Origin of the sequence: Marivita sp. S6314 (assembly GCF_023015985.1) — a bacterium.
Taxonomy (GTDB): Bacteria; Pseudomonadota; Alphaproteobacteria; order Rhodobacterales; family Rhodobacteraceae; genus Marivita.
Genome location: NZ_JALKAO010000002.1, coordinates 585580 through 607368 on the forward strand (window position 1 = coordinate 585580; position 21789 = coordinate 607368).

19 protein-coding genes are annotated in these 21789 nt (G+C 61.7%); 13 read left to right on the forward strand and 6 right to left on the reverse strand.

What is annotated here, in order from left to right:
* Positions 1 to 7 precede the first annotated feature (7 nt).
* Positions 8 to 1189, reverse strand: a complete 1182-nt coding sequence (locus tag MWU54_RS07380) for an aspartate aminotransferase family protein (RefSeq protein WP_247081802.1) — start codon at positions 1187 to 1189, stop codon at positions 8 to 10.
* A gap of 266 nt (positions 1190 to 1455) precedes the next feature.
* Complete coding sequence (gene truA / locus MWU54_RS07385; RefSeq protein ID WP_247081803.1) at positions 1456 to 2223, reverse strand: tRNA pseudouridine(38-40) synthase TruA; 768 nt, start codon at positions 2221 to 2223, stop codon at positions 1456 to 1458.
* Between the two features lie 113 nt (positions 2224 to 2336).
* On the opposite strand from truA, the gene MWU54_RS07390 reads away from it, so the two are divergent.
* From MWU54_RS07390 to MWU54_RS07405, 4 genes are all read left to right on the forward strand, one after another.
* Complete coding sequence (locus MWU54_RS07390) at positions 2337 to 3752, forward strand: YcjX family protein (RefSeq protein WP_247081804.1); 1416 nt, start codon at positions 2337 to 2339, stop codon at positions 3750 to 3752.
* Positions 3749 to 4186: a GNAT family N-acetyltransferase gene (locus tag MWU54_RS07395; RefSeq protein WP_247081806.1), complete on the forward strand. Its 438-nt coding sequence runs from the start codon at positions 3749 to 3751 to the stop codon at positions 4184 to 4186. Before MWU54_RS07390 ends, MWU54_RS07395 begins: the two co-directional genes overlap by 4 nt.
* Positions 4183 to 5187 carry a TIGR01620 family protein gene (locus MWU54_RS07400; RefSeq protein WP_247081808.1) on the forward strand — a complete coding sequence of 335 codons (1005 nt, stop codon included), beginning with the start codon at positions 4183 to 4185 and terminating at the stop codon, positions 5185 to 5187. The genes MWU54_RS07395 and MWU54_RS07400 overlap by 4 nt, the downstream gene beginning before the upstream one ends.
* A gap of 75 nt (positions 5188 to 5262) precedes the next feature.
* Positions 5263 to 5985: a VIT1/CCC1 transporter family protein gene (locus MWU54_RS07405; protein WP_247081811.1), complete on the forward strand. Its 723-nt coding sequence runs from the start codon at positions 5263 to 5265 to the stop codon at positions 5983 to 5985.
* A 71-nt stretch (positions 5986 to 6056) separates the two neighbouring features.
* Here the strand turns inward: MWU54_RS07405 and MWU54_RS07410 are convergent, their stop codons facing one another.
* On the reverse strand, positions 6057 to 6344 hold the full coding sequence (locus tag MWU54_RS07410) for a hypothetical protein (RefSeq protein WP_247081813.1): 288 nt from the start codon (positions 6342 to 6344) through the stop codon (positions 6057 to 6059).
* 410 nt (positions 6345 to 6754) lie between these two features.
* Here MWU54_RS07410 and ileS point away from each other — a divergent pair, with 410 nt between their 5' ends.
* The 3 genes from ileS to MWU54_RS07425 are packed head-to-tail and all read left to right on the forward strand — an operon-like array spanning position 6755 to position 10336.
* Complete coding sequence (gene ileS / locus MWU54_RS07415; RefSeq protein ID WP_247081814.1) at positions 6755 to 9661, forward strand: isoleucine--tRNA ligase; 2907 nt, start codon at positions 6755 to 6757, stop codon at positions 9659 to 9661.
* Positions 9645 to 9881 carry a DUF3253 domain-containing protein gene (locus MWU54_RS07420; RefSeq protein ID WP_247081815.1) on the forward strand — a complete coding sequence of 79 codons (237 nt, stop codon included), beginning with the start codon at positions 9645 to 9647 and terminating at the stop codon, positions 9879 to 9881. The genes ileS and MWU54_RS07420 overlap by 17 nt, the downstream gene beginning before the upstream one ends.
* A gap of 44 nt (positions 9882 to 9925) precedes the next feature.
* A complete protein-coding gene (locus MWU54_RS07425; protein WP_247082204.1) occupies positions 9926 to 10336 on the forward strand; it encodes a methylated-DNA--[protein]-cysteine S-methyltransferase in 411 nt (136 codons plus the stop codon).
* A 338-nt stretch (positions 10337 to 10674) separates the two neighbouring features.
* Here the strand turns inward: MWU54_RS07425 and MWU54_RS07430 are convergent, their stop codons facing one another.
* Positions 10675 to 11652 carry a CoA ester lyase gene (locus MWU54_RS07430; RefSeq protein ID WP_247081816.1) on the reverse strand — a complete coding sequence of 326 codons (978 nt, stop codon included), beginning with the start codon at positions 11650 to 11652 and terminating at the stop codon, positions 10675 to 10677.
* A gap of 105 nt (positions 11653 to 11757) precedes the next feature.
* The gene (locus MWU54_RS07435; protein WP_247081817.1) at positions 11758 to 12408 is read right to left on the reverse strand and encodes a response regulator transcription factor; all 651 of its coding nucleotides are present in this window, start codon (positions 12406 to 12408) and stop codon (positions 11758 to 11760) included.
* A 195-nt stretch (positions 12409 to 12603) separates the two neighbouring features.
* On the opposite strand from MWU54_RS07435, the gene MWU54_RS07440 reads away from it, so the two are divergent.
* Genes MWU54_RS07440 through glyA form a run of 6 tightly spaced genes read left to right on the forward strand, consistent with a single transcriptional unit; the run spans position 12604 to position 20863 of the window.
* Entirely contained in the window at positions 12604 to 13848 is a 1245-nt protein-coding gene (locus MWU54_RS07440) for an aminotransferase class V-fold PLP-dependent enzyme (RefSeq protein WP_247081818.1), read from the forward strand.
* 9 nt (positions 13849 to 13857) lie between these two features.
* Positions 13858 to 15054 (forward strand): malate--CoA ligase subunit beta, encoded by a 1197-nt coding sequence (locus MWU54_RS07445; RefSeq protein ID WP_247081819.1) that lies wholly within the window; start codon positions 13858 to 13860, stop codon positions 15052 to 15054.
* Positions 15051 to 15929 (forward strand): succinate--CoA ligase subunit alpha, encoded by an 879-nt coding sequence (gene sucD, locus MWU54_RS07450; protein WP_247081821.1) that lies wholly within the window; start codon positions 15051 to 15053, stop codon positions 15927 to 15929. Before MWU54_RS07445 ends, sucD begins: the two co-directional genes overlap by 4 nt.
* 10 nt (positions 15930 to 15939) lie before the next feature.
* Positions 15940 to 16911, forward strand: coding sequence for a D-glycerate dehydrogenase (locus tag MWU54_RS07455; RefSeq protein ID WP_247081823.1), 972 nt, complete (start codon positions 15940 to 15942; stop codon positions 16909 to 16911).
* Positions 16911 to 19550 (forward strand): phosphoenolpyruvate carboxylase, encoded by a 2640-nt coding sequence (locus tag MWU54_RS07460; RefSeq protein WP_247081825.1) that lies wholly within the window; start codon positions 16911 to 16913, stop codon positions 19548 to 19550. Before MWU54_RS07455 ends, MWU54_RS07460 begins: the two co-directional genes overlap by 1 nt.
* 26 nt (positions 19551 to 19576) lie before the next feature.
* Positions 19577 to 20863 carry a serine hydroxymethyltransferase gene (gene glyA / locus MWU54_RS07465; protein ID WP_247082207.1) on the forward strand — a complete coding sequence of 429 codons (1287 nt, stop codon included), beginning with the start codon at positions 19577 to 19579 and terminating at the stop codon, positions 20861 to 20863.
* 89 nt (positions 20864 to 20952) lie between these two features.
* Here glyA and MWU54_RS07470 read toward each other — a convergent pair whose 3' ends face one another.
* On the reverse strand, positions 20953 to 21786 hold the full coding sequence (locus MWU54_RS07470) for a prephenate dehydratase (RefSeq protein WP_247081826.1): 834 nt from the start codon (positions 21784 to 21786) through the stop codon (positions 20953 to 20955).
* Positions 21787 to 21789: the final 3 nt, after the last annotated feature.

Consider the following 21789-nt stretch of genomic DNA (forward strand, 5'->3'; position numbering starts at 1 on the left):
GTGATCCTCAGGCCAATGTTTCGCTGACAGCATCCGCTGCAAAATCCAACCGGTTGACCGCTTCGGATATCTCGTCTTCGGAAATGGTCAGCGGCGGCAACAGCCGGACCACGTTGTCGGCCGCAGGCACGGTGATCACACCGCATTCATACCCCGCCGTGACCACGTCGATCGGCGTGACCTTGCATTTCAGGCCAATCATCAGACCCGACCCGCGCACGGATTCAAACACATTCGGATGCGCCGCCACCAAGGCCTCCAGCTTCTGCCGAAGAAACCCGGCGCGCGCATTGACCTTCTCAAGAAATGCCGGGTCGGCCACGATATCCATCACCGCGCAGCCCACGGCACAGGCCAGCGGATTGCCACCATAGGTCGATCCATGCGTGCCCGCCGTCATACCCGACGCCGCCTCTTCGGTGGCCAGAACCGCCCCCAACGGAAAACCTCCGCCAATGCCCTTGGCGACCATCATGATGTCGGGGGCAATCCCCGCCCATTCATGCGCAAACAACCGCCCGGTCCGACCAACGCCGCACTGCACCTCGTCCAGGATCAAAAGCAGCCCCTTGTCGTCACACAGTTGGCGCAACCCCTTGAGACATTGATCAGGCAGCGGGCGAATGCCGCCCTCGCCCTGAACCGGCTCCACCAAAATCGCCCCAACCGTGTCATCAATCGCTGCGGTCAGCGCATCGTGGTCGCCCCATTGCAGATGTTTGAAGCCGGGCAGCAGCGGACCAAAGCCCTTGACCATCTTCTCGGACCCCGCGGCGGCGATACCGGCCGAGGACCGTCCATGGAACGACCCGCTGAACGTGATTATCGTGGTCTTGTCCGGATGGCCTTTGTCATACCAGTACTTGCGCGCCATCTTGACGGCCAGCTCACAGGATTCCGTGCCCGAATTGGTGAAAAACACCGTATCGGCAAAGGTGGCAGCCACCAGCCTGTCGGCAAGCGCCTGTTGCTGCGGGATTTCATACAGATTGGAGACATGCCACAGCGCCTGCGCCTGATCGGTCAGTGCTTTGACAAGCGCCGGATGCGCATGCCCCAGGGCATTCACGGCGATCCCGGCCCCAAGATCAAGAAAACGTCGCCCGTCCGCCTCGATCAGCCAGGTGCCGTCGCCTTTCACAAAATGCAAAGGCGCGCGGGAATATGTCGGCAAAACAGAGGGGATCATGGGTCAAACCTCATTTCAGGAAGCCCAAGCCGTGCCAAGCGGCGCGGGCCAAGTCAACGAAAAGGATGGTGAATTCAGACAAAAGGTGACGGAACGCCCACAGAACGGGGCGCGGATTCAAAGATCAGGTGTCTCGTCGGATATCGGTCAGCTTTGTCATGGCGCTGCTCATCGGTCAAAAACATCGTCCGTTCAAGCAAAAAGTTGTGAACCGGGCGGTTTTCCGTCAACGGAAAACAACAGATGCGTGCTCGCATCTGCGCACGTCATTCAAACGGATCGTCAGGATATTCGACGCCCATCAGGTACAGCCCGTGCGGCGGCGACACCGGCCCGCAGGCGGCGCGGTCACAGGCCGCCAAGGCATCGCGCACATCCTTAGGGTCCCACGCCCCGGCCCCGACGCGTTCAAGCGTTCCGACGAAACTGCGCACCTGGTTGTGCAGGAACGACCGCGCCCGCAACTGGAACCGGAACTCCACCCCCCAGTCGGTGTCGATCTGCGCGATCTCCAACGCATCCAGCGTTTTCACCGGCGACGCCGCCTGACACATCGTTGACCGAAACGTCGTGAAATCATGCTTGCCGATCAGATACCGGGCGGCGGTCTGCATGGGCGCAAGGTCCAGATCGTGCTTGACCTGCCACACCTGCCCCGCTTCCAGCGACATCGGCGCGCGGCGGGTCACCAACCGAAACAAGTACCGCCGCTCCAGCGCGGAAAACCGGGCGTGCCAATCCTCGGCCACAACCGCCGCATCGACGATGGCAACCGGCAGCGGCTTCAGATGATGGTTCAGCGCCTCGGACAGCCGAAACGGGGTCCAGTCTCGGGTCAGATCGCAATGGCACACCTGCCCGCGCGCATGCACACCCGCATCTGTGCGACCTGCGGCGGCAATGGTGTGCTCGGCTGGTTCTAATTTCGCCAGCGCAGCCTCGATCGCGCCCTGGACAGACGGCTGGTCCGCCTGCCGCTGCCATCCGGCAAACGGCGCGCCATTATATTCGACTTTCAAGGCATATCTGGGCATGGTCCCCGCATAGCCTGACGATTTACGGCAAACAATCCCCCTCTCTGCCCACTGGTATGTGACGCCTGTGATCTCTATCTGTGAGGTCACCGCAGACAAACGAGGCCGCAGACTTGGTCATTTCCGCCATTGCCGACACCCTGACCCGAGGCATCGAAAACGTCACGGGCACCGTGTCCGAAACGTTTTTCGAACCTGTGATCCGATTGGGCGTCACCGGTCTTGCGCGGTCTGGCAAAACCGTGTTCATCACCTCGCTGGTGGCCAACCTGATGGATCGCGGGCGCATGCCCGGGTTACTGGCCCATAGCGAAGGGCGCATCCTGTCCGCCTATCTTCAGCCGCAGCCGGACGACACGCTGCCACGGTTTGACTACGAAACCCATCTTGGCGCGCTGACCTCGCAAACGCCCACATGGCCCGACAGCACGCGCACCGTCAGCGAGTTGCGCCTGTCCCTCAAGGTGCGCCCCGCCGGGCTGTTGTCCGGCCTTCAGGGTCCGCGGACCATACATCTCGACATTGTGGATTATCCCGGTGAGTGGCTTCTGGATTTGGGTCTTCTCGACAAATCCTACACCCAATGGTCTGAAGAAACGCTTAAACGCATCGCGGATCGGGACAGCGCACAGGCCTATCTGACCCGCATTGCGGCCGCCGACAGCACCCAACCGCTCGATGAACCCACGGCGCAGGCCCTTGCCGCCAGTTTCACCGACTATCTCAAACAGGCGCGGATCGCGGGCTTTTCCGACTGCACCCCGGGCCGCTTTCTTCTGCCCGGCGATCTGGCCGGCAGTCCGGTCCTGACCTTTGCCCCCTTGCCTGCGCAGGCCAGCCCGCCGCGAAAATCGCTCTGGCGCGAAATGGAGCGGCGCTACGAGGCCTACAAGGCGCAGGTCGTCAAACCCTTCTTCCGCGATCATTTCGCCAGGATCGACCGACAGGTCGTTCTGGTTGATGCGCTTGGCGCGATCCATTCCGGCCCGCAAGCGGTCGAAGACATGCGGCAGGCCATGACCGACATCCTTGGATCGTTCCGTCCGGGTCGCAATGCCTTTCTTAGCCAGCTTCTCATGGGCAAACGCGTCGAAAAGATCCTGTTCGCCGCCACCAAGGCCGACCACCTGCATCACACGCAACACCCGCGCCTGACGGGCATCATGCAGGCGCTGACCCGTGATGCCCGCGACCGGGCGCAGTTTGCCGGCGCTGAGACCAATGCCATGTCCATCGCCAGCCTGCGCGCCACGGTCGAGGAAACCCGCCAGCACAACGGCACCGCGCTGGACTGCGTGCGCGGCACCCTGCTCGACAGTGGCAAGCAGGCGGCGTTCTACCCCGGTGACCTGCCCGAGGACCCGACGCATCTGCTGGGTCCGGCCCGCGAAGGCGCGGAAAAATGGCTTGATCAGGATTACCAGATCATGCGCTTTGCCCCGGCGAAACTGACGCTGAAACCCGGCGAAGGCCCGCCTCACATCCGGCTGGACCGCGCGGCGCAATTCCTGATTGGCGACCGCCTGTGATCCTGCGCCCGGCAACCCCTTTGGATGCAGGCCGCGTGGGGGCCATTCTATCGGGATGGATCGACGAAACCCCATGGATGCCGCGCATTCACACCCGGGCCGAAGACATCGCGCATGCCGCAATGATGGTCGACCGGGGGTGGGTCACGGTGGCGGCGGCACCGGACATCACCGGGTTCATCGCCCGCGATGGCGATGACATCCACGCGCTCTATATCGACGCCTCTGTCCGCGGGAAGGGCCACGGCGCGCGCCTGCTGACCGACGCCATGCAGCACGAAGACCGCCTGACGCTATGGACATTTCAAGCCAACACCCGCGCGCAGACCTTTTACGAACGACACGGCTTTGAACCCGTGGAACATACAGATGGCGCAGGCAATGACGAAGGCCTGCCCGACATTCGCTACCACTGGCAAAGGACACCCGCATGACCAACGCCAAAGGCCCCGTCCTGTTCGATCTTGACGATGACGCACCCGCGCCCACCCCGGCTGAGGCCCCGCCCGTGCCCGACATGGCCAGCCCTGCCCCCCAGGGCCAGGCGATGACCACGGTGGCGGCCCTTGCCGCACGCCCGACTTCGCGGCTTGCGCGGTGGTTCTGGTCTTTGCTGGTGCTGCTGATCACCACTGTTGCGTCCGTTGCCGCGTGGAACTTCGTGACGGGTCTGGTCAGCCAGAACATCTATCTGGGCTATGGCGTCGCAGCGCTCTTTGCGCTGTTCATCGCCGTGGTCCTGATGATCGTGGTCAAGGAACTGTCCGCCTTTGCCCGCCTCGCACGCATCGACAAGATCCAGCACGACGCCGAAACCGCGCTCGCCGCTGAAGACCTGACCGCCGCCCGCGCGGTGATCCGGGATCTGACCACCCTCTACCGCAGCCGCGATGACACCAAATGGGGCCGCGACCGGCTCAAGGACCGGGAGGCCGATATGTTCGACGCCTCTGCCCTGATCGCGCTGGCTGACCGCGAAGTGTTGGCCCCGCTCGACACCGCCGCCCAGCGCGAGGTTGAGGCCGCCGCGCGTCAGGTGGCCACGGTCACGGCGCTTGTGCCGCTGGCGCTTGCCGATGTGGTGGCCGCCCTTGGCTCCAATATCCGCATGATTCGCCGGATCGCGGAAATCTATGGCGGGCGCTCCGGCACTCTGGGCAGCTGGCGTCTGACCCGCGCTGTGCTGTCCCACCTTGTCGCCACGGGCGCGGTTGCCGTTGGCGATGATCTTCTGGAACCAATCCTTGGCGGCTCGATTCTCGGCAAACTGTCGCGCCGCTTTGGCGAAGGTCTGGTCAACGGTGCCCTGACCGCCCGTGTCGGCGTCGCCGCGATGGAGGTCTGCCGCCCCCTGCCCTTTGCCAAGGGTGCGCGCCCGTCGGTCCGGTCGGTGATCAAATCCGCCCTGACCGGGCTGGTCGGATCAAAAGGCTAAGCCACGCACGCACAAACCGGTGACCATTTGATCCAGGCCAAGGTCGCCCGTCCGATTCTCGGGCAGGGTGAGGCCATGAACACCCCAGCCAGCGAACACGGTCATTCGCAAGCCGAAGTCGAAGCCCGCATTAACCAGCCCGCAGGGCGCGGCTATCTGCGCGATATCGTCTATGGCGGGATCGACGGGTCCGTGACCACCTTTGCCATCGTGGCGGGTGTTGCGGGCGCAGGCCTGTCCACATGGGTCATCATTGCCTTGGGCATTGCCAACGTGCTGGCCGACGGGTTCTCCATGGCCGCTGGCAACTATTCCGGCACCAAGGCCGAACTGGACGATGCCAAACGCCTCCGCCGGGTGGAGGAGCGCCACATCAAGGTCAATCCCGAAGGCGAACGCCGCGAGCTGCGCGAAATCCTGCGCCTCAAAGGGCTGTCCGGAGAGCCGCTTGAAAGCGCGGTCGACCAGATCAGCCAGAATCACGACCAATGGGTTCAGCTCATGCTCGAGGGCGAATATGGCCTTGCCGGTGTTGACCCGCACCCGGTCAAAGCGGCCTGGGCCACGTTTCTGGCTTTCCTTGTCGCGGGCATGATCCCGCTCCTGCCCTTCTTGTTGTCGCTGCCCAACGCGTTCCAACTGTCGACCATCGCAACCTTGCTCACCTTTTTCGGCATCGGCGCGTACAAGGCCAAATGGTCGCTTAGCCCGTGGTGGCGGTCAGGTCTGGAAACTCTGGCCATCGGCGGCACAGCCGCGCTGATCGCGTATTTCGTCGGAACTCTGTTCGACGTCTGACCCCGATCACGCGGCAAGGCCCGCCCGGCCACAAGCAACCGGGCGGCGGGACCGTCCTTTTCGTCGCAAGGTCACTCCCCTTGGGCCGGGGCCACTGTGGGCGCGCTCTCTGCTCCGGCCCCTGCCTCTGGCGCCGTCTGGATCATGCTGTTTTCAACCGCAGGTGCCGTGGACTCGGGCGACGACCCAAGCGAGACGATCACGACAAACACAATGAACCCCACGATCACGGCCGCAAAGATCAACAGCCCCTTTGACGCGCCCCCATCCTGGGGAAGATCCATCGGATGCTGTCGCCCCGTCTGCCCCGCGCGTTTGTCGGCCTGCTGGCGATACTGGTAGTCCGTCTCATATGACATGACATGTCCTTTCTCTGGGTTACGATGGCGCAGCGCGCCGCAGGGCCCAGCCTAGAACCAGCATCCGAAACAGAGCGACTGCCAAGAAAACCGCCCTCCGATTCCGGCCAATTCCGGCTGGAATGGCCCATCCGCTTCGGCATGTTTTGGCGGCTTTCACGGTCCCGCCTGCAGGTGGCAGAAATCCACGCATGGGCATGCGGCAATTTCGGCGGGAATTGGCCGGGAACCGCCCTCTGGACGTACGCCGCGCGCAACCGTATAAGCCCGGCCATGATGTACGCACATGCGATCATTATTCGAATTACGTGCCCGGCGCTCTGACCCTTCGAGCCGCCGGGACAAGGCGTATGGACACCCGCGCCGATCCTCTCACATTCCCCTGATACGAACACCCGAGGACGCCCCAAATGTGCGCCGAAACACCTGACTACAAAGACACGCTGAACCTGCCGAAAACCGATTTCCCGATGCGCGCGGGCCTGCCCAAGCGCGAACCCGAATGGTTGGAGAAATGGGCCAAGATCGGCGTCTATGACCGCCTGCGCGAGAAAGCCAATGGTCGCACGCCGTTCACCCTGCACGATGGCCCTCCCTACGCCAACGGCCACTTGCATATCGGCCACGCGCTGAACAAGATCCTCAAGGATATGGTGGTCCGCTCCCAACAGATGATGGGCCGCGACGCGCGCTACATCCCCGGTTGGGACTGTCACGGCCTGCCCATCGAATGGAAGATCGAGGAAAAGTATCGCTCCAAAGGCAAGAACAAGGATGACGTGGACGTTGTCGAGTTCCGCCAGGAATGCCGCGAATTCGCCGAAGGCTGGATCGACATCCAACGTGATGAGTTCAAGCGCCTTGGCATCACCGGCACGTGGGACAAACCCTACTTAACAATGGATTACCGCGCCGAGCGCATCATTGCGGAGGAATTCCAGAAGTTCCTGATGAACGGGACGCTCTATCAGGGGTCCAAGCCTGTGATGTGGTCGCCCGTGGAAAAAACCGCGCTGGCCGAGGCCGAGATTGAGTACCACGACCACAAAAGCCATACGATCTGGGTGCCGTTCAAGGCGACCAACGGAACGGGTGATTTGCAGGGCGTCAAGGTCGTCATCTGGACAACCACGCCTTGGACGATCCCGTCCAACAAGGCCGTCGCCTACGGTACGGGAATAGCGTACGGTTTGTACGAAGTCACAGGCCGCCCCGAAGAATGTTGGGCGCGCATCGGCGACAGGTACTTGCTGGCCGACACTCTGGCAGAAGAGGTGCTGACCAAGGCCCGGCTTGAGCCAACCATGTGGCGTCGTTTGCGCGACGTGTCTCCCGATGAATTGGGCGCGCTGACCCTGGCACACCCCCTGCGCGGGATGGACGGCGCGGACGGCTTCTGGGACTACGACGTGCCGATGATCGACGGCGACCATGTGACCGACGACGCGGGCACTGGGTTTGTGCACACCGCGCCAAGCCACGGTCAGGAAGACTACGACGCCTTCGTTGCGCGCAACTGGATGGACCGGATGACGCACAACGTAGGCGAAGAATCCGAATTCCTGCCGCATGTCCCTTTCTTCGCGGGCCTCAAGGTGCTTGACCACAAGGGCAAGGAAGGCAAAGCCAACACCGCCGTGATCGACAAGCTGGTCGAAGTGGGCGGTTTGCTCGCGCGCGGACGCATGACGCACAGCTACCCGCATTCGTGGCGCTCCAAGGCCCCGGTGATCTACCGCAACACGCCGCAATGGTTCGCTGCGATCGACAAGGAAGTGGGCGACGGTCAGGACACCTACGGCAAAACCATCCGCGACCGGGCGCTGACCTCCATCGACCAGCTGGTCAAATGGACGCCACAGACCGGGCGCAACCGTCTTTATTCGATGATCGAAGCGCGCCCCGACTGGGTGCTGTCGCGCCAGCGCGCGTGGGGGGTGCCTTTGACGTGTTTCGTCAAGAAAGGCGCGTTGCCGACCGACGACGATTTCCTGTTGCGCGACGAAACAGTCAACGCCCGCGTGCTAGAGGCATTCGAAGCCGAAGGCGCGGATGCGTGGTACAAGCCCGACGCGAAAGAGCGGTTCCTCGGCAATGACTACAACCCGGACGACTGGGAACAGGTGTTCGACATTCTCGACGTCTGGTTCGACTCCGGCTCCACCCACGCCTTCGTCCTGCGCGACCGGGAGGATGGGTCCGAAGACGGCCTGGCCGACCTCTATCTCGAAGGCACCGACCAGCACCGAGGGTGGTTCCATTCCTCGATGCTGCAATCCTGCGGCACCCAAGGCCGCGCGCCCTATCGCGGGGTGCTGACCCACGGGTTCACGCTCGACGAGAAGGGCAACAAGATGTCCAAGTCGCTGGGCAACACCGTCGCCCCCGAGGACGTGACCAAGCAATACGGTGCGGACATCCTGCGCCTCTGGGTCGCTCAGGCCGACTACACCGCCGACCTGCGCATTGGGCCGGAGATCCTCAAAGGCGTCGCTGACAGCTACCGCCGCCTGCGCAACACGATGCGCTATATGCTGGGGGCGTTGAGCCATTTCAGCGAGGCGGATCGGGTAGACCCAGCCGACATGCCGGAACTGGAACGCTATGTCCTGCACCGTCTGGCGGAATTGGACGAGGTCGTGCGCAACGGCTACGACGCCTACGACTTCCAGGGCGTGTTCCAGCAGTTGTTCAACTTCTGCACCGTGGAACTCAGCGCCTTCTATTTCGACATCCGCAAAGACGCGCTCTACTGCGACGGCGACACAGAGCGCCGCCGTGCCGCGCGGACGGTGATGGACATCCTGTTCCACCGTCTCACCACATGGCTGGCTCCGGTGCTGGTGTTCACGATGGAAGACGTCTGGCTTGACCGCTTCCCCGGTGAGGAGTCGTCGGTGCATTTGCAGGACATCCCGGAAACGCCTGCCGCATGGCGCGACGATGCGCTCGCTGCGAAATGGGCCAAGGTGCGCCGCGCCCGTCGGGCTGTGACCGCCGCCCTGGAAGTGCAGCGGACCGACAAGGTGATCGGTGCGTCGCTTGAAGCCGCGCCCGTGGTGCATATCGACGATGACGAGGTGCTGGAGGCACTGAAATCGGTCAATTTCGACGATATCTGCATCACATCTTCCATCAGCCTGACGGGCGATCCCGCCCCTGCCGAAGCGTTCCGCTTGCCAGAAGTGGACGGTGTCGGCGTGGTATTCGAAAAAGCTGAGGGCGAGAAATGCCAGCGCTGCTGGAAGATCCTGCCGGATGTGGGCCAGCATAAGCACGCGGGCGTCTGCGGGCGCTGCAATGACGCCCTCGGATAAAGAGATCGCGGATGTTCTGCTTGACCTCGCGCACCAGCGCGGGGTCGGGAAAACCTTTTGCCCCTCCGAAGCGGCACGGCGGTTGTCCGACAACTGGCGGCCTTTGATGCCCGCTGTGCGGCGTGTGGCGGCGGATGTTGCGCTGCGGGCGACGCAGAAGGGGAAGACGGTTGATCCCCTGACCGCCAAGGGACCAATCCGGTTGGGATTGCCCGAGTGAGCGCGTTCGAACGATCCCTGCCGTCGCCTGTTGGGGACCTGACCGTGCTGGCGGGTACAAGTGGGATCACCGCGCTGGAATGGCGCACCGGGCGGATGGATGACACACCGATCCTGCGCCGCGCGATCGCGCAGCTTGAGGCGTATTTTGCCGGGGACCTTCGGGATTTCACCGTGCCGATCCGATTGCGCTGTTCCGAGTTTCAGCAAACCGTGTGCGCCGCGATGACCGCGATCCCGTTTGGCGAGACGCGCAGCTACGGTGATCTGGCGGATCAGCTGGGCGTCCCGGCGCAGGCGATTGGGCAGGCGTGCGGGGGCAATCCGGTGCCGATCATCATCCCCTGCCACCGGGTGTTGGGGACCAATGGGCTGGGTGGCTATTCCGGCGATGGTGGGATCGAGACCAAGGTTTGGCTCTTGCGGCATGAGGGGGCGGCGGGGTTGCTGATTTGAGCGGTGCGTGCAAGCACACCCTACGGACAAGGGCTCCGCCCGTTCTCACCTCAAACTGTCCGCCGGACAGTTTGTTCGCCTCAGGCGAAACCGGTTCGAACTGTTTCGCGTGCGAAACATTAGGGCCGAAGCGGACCTAACTTTGCAAACCCGGTTAATAGCGCGTTAGGCTTTGCAAACCCTTTCGGAATGGTAAATGCCCGCGTGCAGCCGCGTTGCATGCAGGACAATCGGAGCGTGCGGATGCGCCGCTATTGCGGGTCTGAAGTCAGCTTAGGAAAGCGGCCCGAACCGCGTGCAAAACAGGGTCCGGACCAGCAATTTCAAGGACTTAAGGTTTAGCCCCCGGCGATTTGCTTGGCCTTCTGCACCAATACCTCGGCTTGTCGGATCGATGCGTAGTCGATTAGCCGACCGTCAAGGGACACCGCGCCTTTGCCGGCGGCTTCGGCTTCGGCCATGGCTTCGAGAATGCGGTTTGCCTTGGTGATCTCGGCTTCGGACGGGCTCATGACCTCGTTGGCCAGGGCGATCTGGCTGGGATGGATCGCCCATTTGCCTTCGCATCCCAAAACCGCGGCGCGGTAGGCGGCGGCCTTGTAGCCGTCGGGATCCGAGAAATCACCGAACGGACCATCCACCGGACGCAGGCCATTGGCGCGGGCGGCGACCACCATATTGGCGATGGCGGAATGCCACATATCGCCCCAATGGACCTGCCGACCGCCGTCGTCATCCGGGTCCGTCAGGACCGAATAATGCGGGTTCACCCCCCCGATCACCGTGGTCCGCGCGCGCATGCTGGCGGCGTAGTCTGCCACCCCGAAATGGAGGCTTTCATTTCGCTTGGATGCCGCGGCAATTTCGTTGACGTTTTGCATGCCCAAAGCGGTCTCGATGATGTGCTCGAAACCGATGCGTTTTTTGTAGCCCATGGCGTCTTCGATTTGCGTCACCATCATGTCGACCGCGTAGACATCCGCCGCCGTTCCAACCTTCGGAATCATGATCAGATCGAGCCGCTCGCCAGCCTGTTCGACGACGTCAACAACGTCGCGATACATGTAATGCGTGTCCAATCCGTTGATCCGGACCGACATTGATTTGGTGCCCCAGTCGATGTCGTTCAGACCTTGAATGATGTTCTTGCGGGCCTGTTCTTTCTCGTCGGGCGCGACCGCATCCTCAAGATCGAGGAAGATGACATCGACATCAGATTTTGCTGCCTTTTCAAACATTTGCGGCTGGCTTCCGGGAACGGCAAGCTCGGATCGATTGAGGCGCGCGGGGGCCTGTTCGATGGGATGGAAACTCATGGCGATTGGTCCTTGTGGTTGCAAAACGAAAGTGGGCGCAACACAAGTTTGAAAAATTTTATTATGTCAAGGGGCTATTTTTTGAAAGATTCCTGCGCGCTCAAGTCACGACCTCCCGGAATCCGAGGGGCCGATCTTGGCCGCAAAGAAAAATGCGACGGCCTGCGTTCGGCTGGTCACGGAGAGCTTTTCGTAGAGGTTCGAGAGGTGGAATTTGACCGTGTTTGCGGAGATCTCGAACTCGGCCGCAAGCTGCCGGTTTGACAGCCCCCGCGACAGCGCTTCAAGCAGGGCTTTTTCGCGCTTGGTGAGCTGGTGGATCGGATCGTTCTGAAGCTCCCGAACGTCGAGGAAGGGAAACACCATTTGCCCGGTCGCAACCGAGGCCCCGGTGTCGAGCAAGCCTTCCACCGGGCCGTTGCGCGGCGCGAACCCCGCTGCACCAGCCGCAAGCGCCTGGCGGGGCAGATCGCCGGTGTCTTCGCCGTAGACCACGACGCGCGGCGCATTGGCCTGATCGCGCAGCACCTCGATCAACTTTTGCCCTCCCAGCGCAGGCAAATTCCAGTCGATGATCCCGATCTGCACCGGCACCCGCATCACGGTTCCGAGGAAATCCTCGGCCGTGGAGGCCGTGGCCACGAGCGAGAATCGCGGGTCGCGGTCAAAGATCTCGGACATGGCCGACAAAACCAGCATATTGCGATCGGCCAAGGCCACGGTGATCGGGGCTGAACTGTCCTTAACGCCTTGCAAGATTAAACCTTTCTGCCAAAAACCTACCCGTCTTGGTAGGTCGGATTTCGGTATACCATCGTATCTCCACCTTTTCGGGTAGTTTAATACCTACCCAAATAGATACCCAAAAGCAGGAGTAACTGACGTTGCGGCATTTCGCAATCAACGGTTTGATCGCTGCCAGCTTCAGACACCAACGAGATAGGCAATCGCATGACCAACGTTTCTTCGTTCCCGCAACTTGTGATCCCGAACACTCTGGCCGCTGGCCCCGGCCCCGGCAATACCGATGCGCGTGTTCTGGCCGCGTATGCCGGTTCTGGCATTGCCGATCACATGCACCCGGACGTTCTGCGTGGGATGATCGAGTGCAAGCACATGCTGCGCAGCTTCATGGGAACGACCAACGTCTACACTTTTGGCGTGGCCGGCACCGGCTGGAGCGGTCTGGACTGCATGATGTCCGCCGTGATGCCCGGCGACACGGTTGTCGCGTTTTCGAACGGGACATTTTCGGGGATCGACGCGCTGACGCTTCGGATGAAGGCCGCGACACGCGAAGAGCTGGCCGCGAACAGCCTTGACCCGCAGCCCGCCAGCGTGACCGTGATCGAAGTGCCGCATGGCCAGTCTGTCACGGCAGAGATTGTCGAGGCCGCGCTGGCCGAACACAAACCGAAATGGGCGTTCATGGCCCATTGGGAAACCGGCTCTGGCCGGATCAATGATATCAAGGGCTTTTCGGACGCATGTGTAAAGCATGATGCGATGGGCCTCGTTGACGCCGTGTCCTCCCTCGGCGTCGCGAATTTCGCGATTGATGATTACCCCGGTGTTGTCGGATGGGCGTCCTGCCCGCAGAAGGGCCTGCTGTGCCTGCCCCTGACCTACGCGCCGGTGAGCTTTTCGGATCGCTATATCGAGACGCTGCGTGCGAACGGGGCCTATACCTATGCCAACCATCCGATCATGGAAGCGCGGCACTGGGGGATCATTGACGGCAAGGACGTTGAGAAAGGTGTCTATCACCGGACGCATTCTGCCTATGCGGTCTGTGCCTTTCACGAGGCGCTGCGGATCAACCTGGCCGACGGTCTGGCGCAGCGCGCACAGGATTATGCCTTCCACGAACAGGCGCTGCGCGATGCGGTGACGACGATGGGCTGTGAGGTCACGTCGAACATGACGAGCCTCGTTGTGCTGAACCTGCCCCCTGACTTTGCGGGCCGCGAGATGGAGCTGGTGCAGAACTGCCGTGCCGAGGGCTTTGGCATCTGGCCGACATTGTCTGCCCCGGTGCAGGTGCGCATCGGCATCCTGAACCTGCTGTCACAAGCGGCGATTACAGAGATCGTGACGAAGTTTGCACAGGCGCTGAACGCGCTTGGGGCTGATGTCGACATCGACGCAATCGCAGACCAGCTGGACACACATTACCAGTCGCGCATCGCGGCATAGGAGGGTCCGATGGACATCCACGAGTACCAAGCCAAAGAAATCCTGAGCAATTTCGGCGTGGAAATTCCCACCGGAGCGCTGGCCTACAGCCCGGAACAAGCGGCGTATCGCGCCCGCGAGATGGGCGGCGAGAAATGGATCGTCAAAGCGCAGGTCCATGCCGGGGGGCGCGGCAAGGCGGGCGGCGTAAAGCTTTGCGATACGGATCACGAGATTCAGGCGGCCTGCGAGGACATGTTCGGCAAGAAGCTTGTCACGCATCAAACCGGTCCGATGGGCAAGGGGATCTACCGGGTCTATGTCGAAGCGGCCGTACCGATCGACCGCGAGATCTATCTTGGCTTTGTGCTCGACCGCACATCGCAGCGGGTGATGATCGTGGCATCTGCCGAGGGTGGCATGGAGATCGAGGAGATCTCGGAAAGCAAACCCGAGAGCATTGTGCGGTCGACCGTGGAACCTGCGGTAGGACTGCGCGATTTTCAGGCGCGGGAGATCGCGTTCAAGCTGGGGATCGAGCCGAGCCTGACGCAGGCAATGGTGCGCACATTGCAGGGATGCTACAGCGCGTTCCGCGAACTGGACGCGACGATGGTCGAGATAAATCCGCTGGTCATTACCAGCGACAATCGTGTGCTGGCGCTGGACGCAAAGATGACCTTTGACGACAACGCCCTGTTCCGCCATCCGCAGATCAGCGAATTGCGCGACAAGAGCCAGGAAGACCCCCGCGAAAGCCGTGCGGCGGACCGGGGTCTGTCCTATGTCGGTCTCGACGGCAATATCGGCTGCATCGTCAACGGCGCGGGACTTGCCATGGCGACGATGGACACGATCAAGCTGGCCGGTGGCGAGCCTGCGAATTTCCTGGATATCGGCGGCGGTGCCACGCCCGAACGGGTGGCCAAGGCGTTCCGGCTGGTGATGTCGGACAAGAATGTACAGGCCGTTCTGGTCAACATCTTTGCGGGCATCAACCGCTGTGACTGGGTGGCAGAGGGCGTTGTGCAGGCCCTCAGGGAAGTGCAGGTCGATGTACCCGTGATCGTACGGCTTGCGGGCACCAACGTGGAAGAGGGTCAGAAGATCCTTGCCAAAAGCGGCCTGCCCATCATTCGCGCGACCACATTGATGGAGGCTGCGGAAAGGTCCGTGGCGGCGTGGAAAAGTGACACCTCTCCCAACCTGAAGGCGGTATCGTCATGAGCATTTATCTAGATCGCGACACCCGGGTCATCGTTCAGGGCATCACCGGGCGGATGGCGCAATTCCACACCAAGGACATGTTGGACTATGGCACCAATGTTGTGGGGGGCGTGGTTCCCGGCAAAGGTGGTGAAACGGTGCACGGCGTGCCGGTGTTTGACACCGTCAAGGAAGCGGTCGAGGCGACCCACGCTGACGCAAGCCTTGTTTTTGTCCCGCCGCCCTTTGCCGCCGACAGTATTATGGAGGCCGCAGACGCTGGCATCCGCTATTGCGTGTGCATCACCGACGGGATCCCGGCGCAGGACATGATTCAGGTGAAGCGCTACATGATGCGCTATCCCAAGGAACGGCGCATGGTGCTGACCGGGCCGAACTGTGCGGGCACGATTTCACCGGGCAAAGCGATGCTGGGGATCATGCCGGGGCACATCTTCCTGCCCGGCAATGTCGGGATCGTGGGGCGTTCGGGCACCCTTGGCTATGAAGCGGCGGCACAGCTGAAGGAACGCGGGATCGGCGTGTCGACCAGCGTCGGGATCGGTGGTGATCCTATCAACGGATCGTCGTTCCGCGATATTCTTGAGCGGTTTGAAGAGGATGACGACACCCATGTGATCGCGATGATCGGCGAGATCGGCGGCCCACAGGAGGCCGAGGCCGCGGCCTATATTCAGGATCATGTGACCAAACCGGTAGTGGCCTATGTCGCCGGCCTGACAGCGCCGAAAGGCCGGACCATGGGCCATGCCGGTGCGATCATTTCGGCCTTTGGCGAAAGCGCCTCGGAAAAGGTGGAAATCCTGTCTGCCGCCGGTGTGACCGTGGCCGAAAACCCGGCGGTCATCGGTGAAACGATCGCAAGCGTGATGTGAGGGAAAAGCCATGGTGAAGCCCAAAGTCCTTGTTACCCGTCGTTGGCCCGCCGCTGTCGAAGCGCGGCTTGCCGATGAATTCGATGTTGTGCTGTCCAAACGAGACGTGGCGATGAAGCCCTGTGAGTTTCGGCAAGCGTTCAAGGAGTTTGACGCGGTGCTGCCCACCGTCACCGACAAGATCGGCGCGGAGGCGATGGAGCTGTCTAAGCCTCGGACCAAGTTGCTGGCCAATTACGGTGTTGGCTTCACCCATATCGACCTGCCCAGCGCCAATGCGCATGGGATGATCGTCACCAACACGCCGGACGTCCTGTCCGAATGTACCGCTGATCTGGCCATGACGCTGATGCTGATGGCCGCGCGGCGTGCCGGGGAAGGTGAGCGCGAGGTGCGCGAAGGCCGGTGGACCGGCTGGCGGCCGACACATCTTGTTGGCACCAAGGTCTCCGGCAAGACACTGGGCATCGTCGGGTTTGGCCGCATCGGTCAGGAAATGGCCCGGCGCGCGCATCATGGCTTTGGCATGGATATCATCGTGCACAACCGCAGCCGGGTCGCCCCCGAAATTCTGGCACAGTATAACGCGGTTCAGGCGGAGGATCTGGACGATCTGCTGCCGCGCTGTGATTTCGTGTCATTGCATTGCCCGGGCGGGGCCGAGAACCGGCACCTGATCAATTCCCGCAGGTTGGACCTGATGCGCCCCGGCGCGTTCCTGATCAACACGGCGCGTGGCGAGGTCATCAATGAACATGACCTTGTGCAGGCGCTGACCTTTGAAACCATTGGCGGTGCGGCGCTGGACGTGTTCGACGGTGAACCCAATATCGCGCAGACCCTGCTCGACAGCGATCGCCTGGTGATGCTGCCCCATCTGGGCAGTGCCACCGCCGAGGCCCGCGAGGAAATGGGGTTCCGCGCGATGCAGAACCTGCGGGCATTTTTTGACGGGCAAACGCCGCCGGATCGCGTGAACTGATGGCTGCGGTTGTCGAGCTTACGCCCGAATTGGACGGCGACACCTACGCCCGGTCGCTGCGGAAACTGTTGTGGGATCAGCTGTACCAGACGGTCTCCCACCGCGCGCCCGCCGTTGCGGAGTTGATGAAGACGCCAACGCAGGTGGCCCCGCTTGGGCCGGAACACACCACCGATTTCCTGCAGGCGATCAACATCTGGTTTCAGCTTCGGAAAATCGCCGACGAAAATGCTGCTGTCCGTGAGCGACGTCAGATTGAGGCCACCGACGGGGCGGCTTGTGTCGACGGCAGTTTTGCCCAGGCAATGGGCCAAATCGCCGAAACTGCGCCCGAGGCGTTTGAAAGCGCGGTGGACAGTCTGTCGGTTGGCCCGACGCTGACCGCGCATCCCACCGAAGCAAAGCGGGTGACCATTCTTGAGATCCACCGCCGCATCTACCGGCTGCTGGTGAGCCTGGAAACGCAGCGCTGGACGCCGCGCGAGCGGGCCGCCAAGATCGACGAACTGCGCGGTGAGATCGACCTGTTGTGGCTGTCGGGCGAGCTTCGGCTGGAACGGCCCAGCCTGTCTGACGAGATCGAGTGGGGGTTGCAGTTTTTTCGTGACAGCCTGTTCGATGCAACGCCGCAGCTATTCGAACAGTTTATCGCCGCCAAGGAAACGGCATTTCCCGAGCAAGACACGGTAGTGCGCCCTTGTCTGAAGTTTCATTCCTGGATCGGGGGCGACCGTGACGGCAATCCGAACGTCACCGTCGCAGCGACCAAATCTGCCATGGCGCGCGGACGTCGTGCGGCGATTGACAAACACATCGCCGACCTGACCCGTGCGGCGCGCGAGATCAGCGTCAGCCGCGATATCGCGCATTTGCAGAGCCCGCATCTTGAGGCGCTGGAGACCATCATTGCGCGTGCCGATGCAGCCGACGCCATCGCGCAGCGCAATCCCGGTGAAGTGTTCCGTCAGGCCATCAGCGCGGTGATCGAACGTCTGTCGGAACGTCCGCGCTATGAACATGTGGATGCGTTGATCGCGGATCTGCAGGGGATCGAAGACGCGCTGGCGTCCATCGGGACAGAGCATCTGGCCCACAAGTATATCCGTCCGGTCCGCTGGCGTGTCGAGGTGTTTGGCTTTCGCACAACCGCGTTGGATATCCGGCAGAACTCAACCGTGACCACGGCGGTTCTGGCCGAGATCTGGGGCAGCGATGACACTTATGGCAGCGCCGTGTGGACCGACCGGCTGCACCGCGAACTTGCGGCTGACAGCCTGCCAAAGATTGACCTCACGGACATGAGTGATCAGGCGCGGGAGCTTTTGAGCCTGTTGCACACCATTATTAAGGTCCGCGAAAGCGATGATCCTGATGCGGTTGGCGGGTTTGTCCTGTCAATGACGCGCTCGACCGACGATCTGCTTGGGGTGTATCTGTTGGCCCGGTACGCGGGTGCATCGGGCGAAGCGCTGGATGTGCCAGTGATCCCGCTGTTCGAAACCATCGACGACTTGCGCAATGCACCCGGCATTCTAACCGATCTGATCAAGGTGCCAACCGCCCGGCGCAGCCTGAAACGGCAAGGGGACCGGGTCGAAATCATGTTGGGGTATTCCGACAGCAACAAGGATGGCGGGTTTATCTGTTCGACCTGGGAACTGGATCAGGCACAGCGCAAGATCACGCGGGCGCTGGCGGCGCATGGCTTTGTGCCGGCGTTTTTTCATGGGCGCGGCGGGTCGGTCAGCCGGGGCGGCGCGCCAACCGGACGCGCGATTGCGGCCCAGCCAACCGGAACGCTGAATGGCGCGATGCGCCTGACCGAACAGGGCGAAGTTGTTTCGGCCAAATATGCCAATCGCGGCACGGCGTTGAAAGAACTGGAACAACTGGCGTCGTCGGCGTTGCTGCACACGGCCTTGTCGCACAGCGCGCCGCCGAACAACCCGGAATACGACGACGCGTTGCAGGCCTTGTCCGGCATGTCGCAGGCCGCCTATTGCGATCTGCTGAACACGCCCGGATTTGTGCAGTACTTCCAAGAGGCAAGCCCCGTCGAAGAGCTTGCCATGCTCAAGATCGGGTCCCGCCCCGCGCGACGGTTCGGGGCGTCGAGCCTTGCCGATCTGCGCGCTATCCCTTGGGTCTTTGCCTGGTCGCAGAACCGGCATTTGCTGACCGGATGGTACGGGTTCGGCACCGCCTGTCAGTCTTTTGCCAAGGTGCGCGGGGCCGTGGGGTGGAAGATGCTGCGCGACATGTTCGCCACATCGCAGCTGTTTCAACTCATGGTCGATGAGGTCGAGAAGACATTGTTCCAGGCAGATATGGCCATCGCGGCCAGATACGCGGACTTGTCGACCGATCCCGAGAACGGCCCTGCGATCTTTGACAAGGTCCAGGCGGAATACGACGCCTCGGTCGAGGCGATCCGCACGATCACGCGGCAACCTTCCCTTGCCGCCCGCTTTCCGGTTTTCGCCGAACGGTTCGAAGAAAACCGCGCATATCTGGCGACCATCCATTCCATCCAGATCACACAGCTTCGCGCGCTGCGCGACACATCTGAACACACCGATACCGGCCCCCTGCTGCAATCCATGAATTGTATCTCTGCAGGTCTTGGCTGGACCGGTTAACCGACGACAAGGACAATCCTATGCTTATGACACCCAATCCCATCACCTCGTTTTTCGGAGAACCGCTGGAAAGCCGCGATCCCGAGATCTTTGGCGCGATCCAAAGCGAACTTGGCCGCCAGCGTGACGAGATCGAATTGATTGCGTCTGAAAACATCGTGTCGCGCGCGGTGATGGAAGCGCAAGGCTCGGTCATGACCAACAAATATGCCGAAGGCTATCCGGGCCGGCGCTACTATGGCGGTTGCCAGTATGTGGATGTGGCCGAAAACCTTGCCATCGACCGCGCCAAGCAATTGTTCGGATGTGACTTTGCCAATGTGCAGCCCAATTCCGGCTCGCAGGCAAACCAAGGCGTGTTTCAGGCCCTGCTTCAGCCCGGCGACACCATTCTTGGCATGAACCTCGCCTCAGGGGGGCATTTGACCCACGGGGCGGCACCGAACCAGTCCGGCAAATGGTTCAATGCGGTACAATATGGTGTGCGCAAGGAAGACAATCTGATCGACTATGACGCGGTGCAGGCGCTGGCCACGGAACATCAGCCCAAGATGATCATTGCCGGTGGATCGGCGATCCCGCGCGTCATTGATTTTGCCAAGATGCGCGAGATTGCCGACAGCGTGGGTGCCTATCTGCATGTCGACATGGCGCATTTCGCGGGTCTGGTTGCGGCGGGCGAACACCCGTCACCTTTCCCGCACGCTCATGTGGCCACCACCACCACGCACAAGACTTTGCGTGGCCCGCGCGGTGGCTTGATCCTGACCAATGACGAAGCACTGGCGAAGAAGTTCAACTCTGCCATCTTCCCCGGCATTCAGGGCGGTCCGTTGATGCATGTAATCGCCGCCAAGGCGGTGGCGTTTGGCGAAGCGCTGCGGCCGGAGTTCAAAACCTATATGCGCGCCGTGCGCGCCAATGCCGATGCGCTGGCGGATCAGTTGATCAAGGGCGGGCTGGACATCGTGACCGGTGGCACAGACACCCATGTGATGCTGGTCGACCTGCGCCCCAAAGGCGTCACCGGCAACATCACCGACGCGGCGCTGGGTCGGGCGCATATCACAACAAACAAGAACGGAATCCCGTTTGATCCGGAAAAGCCCACCGTGACATCCGGCGTTCGGCTGGGAACGCCCGCAGGCACCACGCGCGGGTTCACCGAGACCGAGTTCCGCCAGATCGCAGATTGGATTGTCGAAGTGGTCGACGGGCTTGCGGCCAACGGAACCGAGGGAAATTCCGAAGTGGAAGCAAAGGTCGCGAAAGAGGTTGTCGCGCTTTGCAAGAAATTCCCGATCTATTCGTAAACCCCGGTTCCAGATGATGCGAGGCAGGTCACAGCAAACGCTGTGACCTGTTCGCGTTTTTGGTCACTGTTTTCAGGTGCGTCCGGCGCTTAATCCCGTCTTGGATCCCGTGGATAGGTGCCAAGGATATCAAGCATGTCGGTGAAGTAATCGAGTTCTTCCAATGCGCGGGCAACATCGGCGTCATCTGGATGGCCTTCGATATCCGCATAGAACTGCGTTGCCGTGAATGAGCCATCGAACATGTAGGATTCGAGCTTGGTCATGTTCACGCCGTTGGTCGCGAAGCCGCCCATGGCCTTATAAAGGGCCGCCGGGATGTTGCGCACCTGAAAGACGAAGGTGGTCATCATGCCGTGTTCGCCGCGGCGGGTCTGATCGCCATCCCGCGACATCAGAAGGAAGCGGGTGGTGTTGCTGTCGGTGTCTTCGATGTGACGGGCCAAGACGTTCAGGCCATAGATTTCGCCCGCCAGTTCGCTGGCCAGAGCCGCCGCGTGCTTGTCACCCCGTTCGGAAATTTCCCGCGCGGCACGGGCGTTGTCCGCATTGACGCGCCCCCGGATGCCATGGTCGGCCAGGAATTGCGCGCATTGCGGAAGCAGGACAACATGCGAATGCGCCTCGGTGACGTCTTCGAGTTGCGCGCCCGGAACCCCCAGGAGGTTGATGTGAACGCGCACAAAGGCCTCGTCGATGATCTTGAGACCACTTTTGGGCAGAAGGCGGTGAATGTCCGCGACCCGGCCGTAAATGGTGTTTTCTACCGGTAACATCGCCAGATCGGCCTGACCGGATTGCACCGCTTCGATCACGTCTTCGAAGGTCCGGCAGGGGAAAGCCTCCATATCCGGGCGCGCATCGCGGCACGCTTCGTGGGAATACGCCCCAAGCTCTCCTTGGAATGCGATCTTCTGTGACATGCG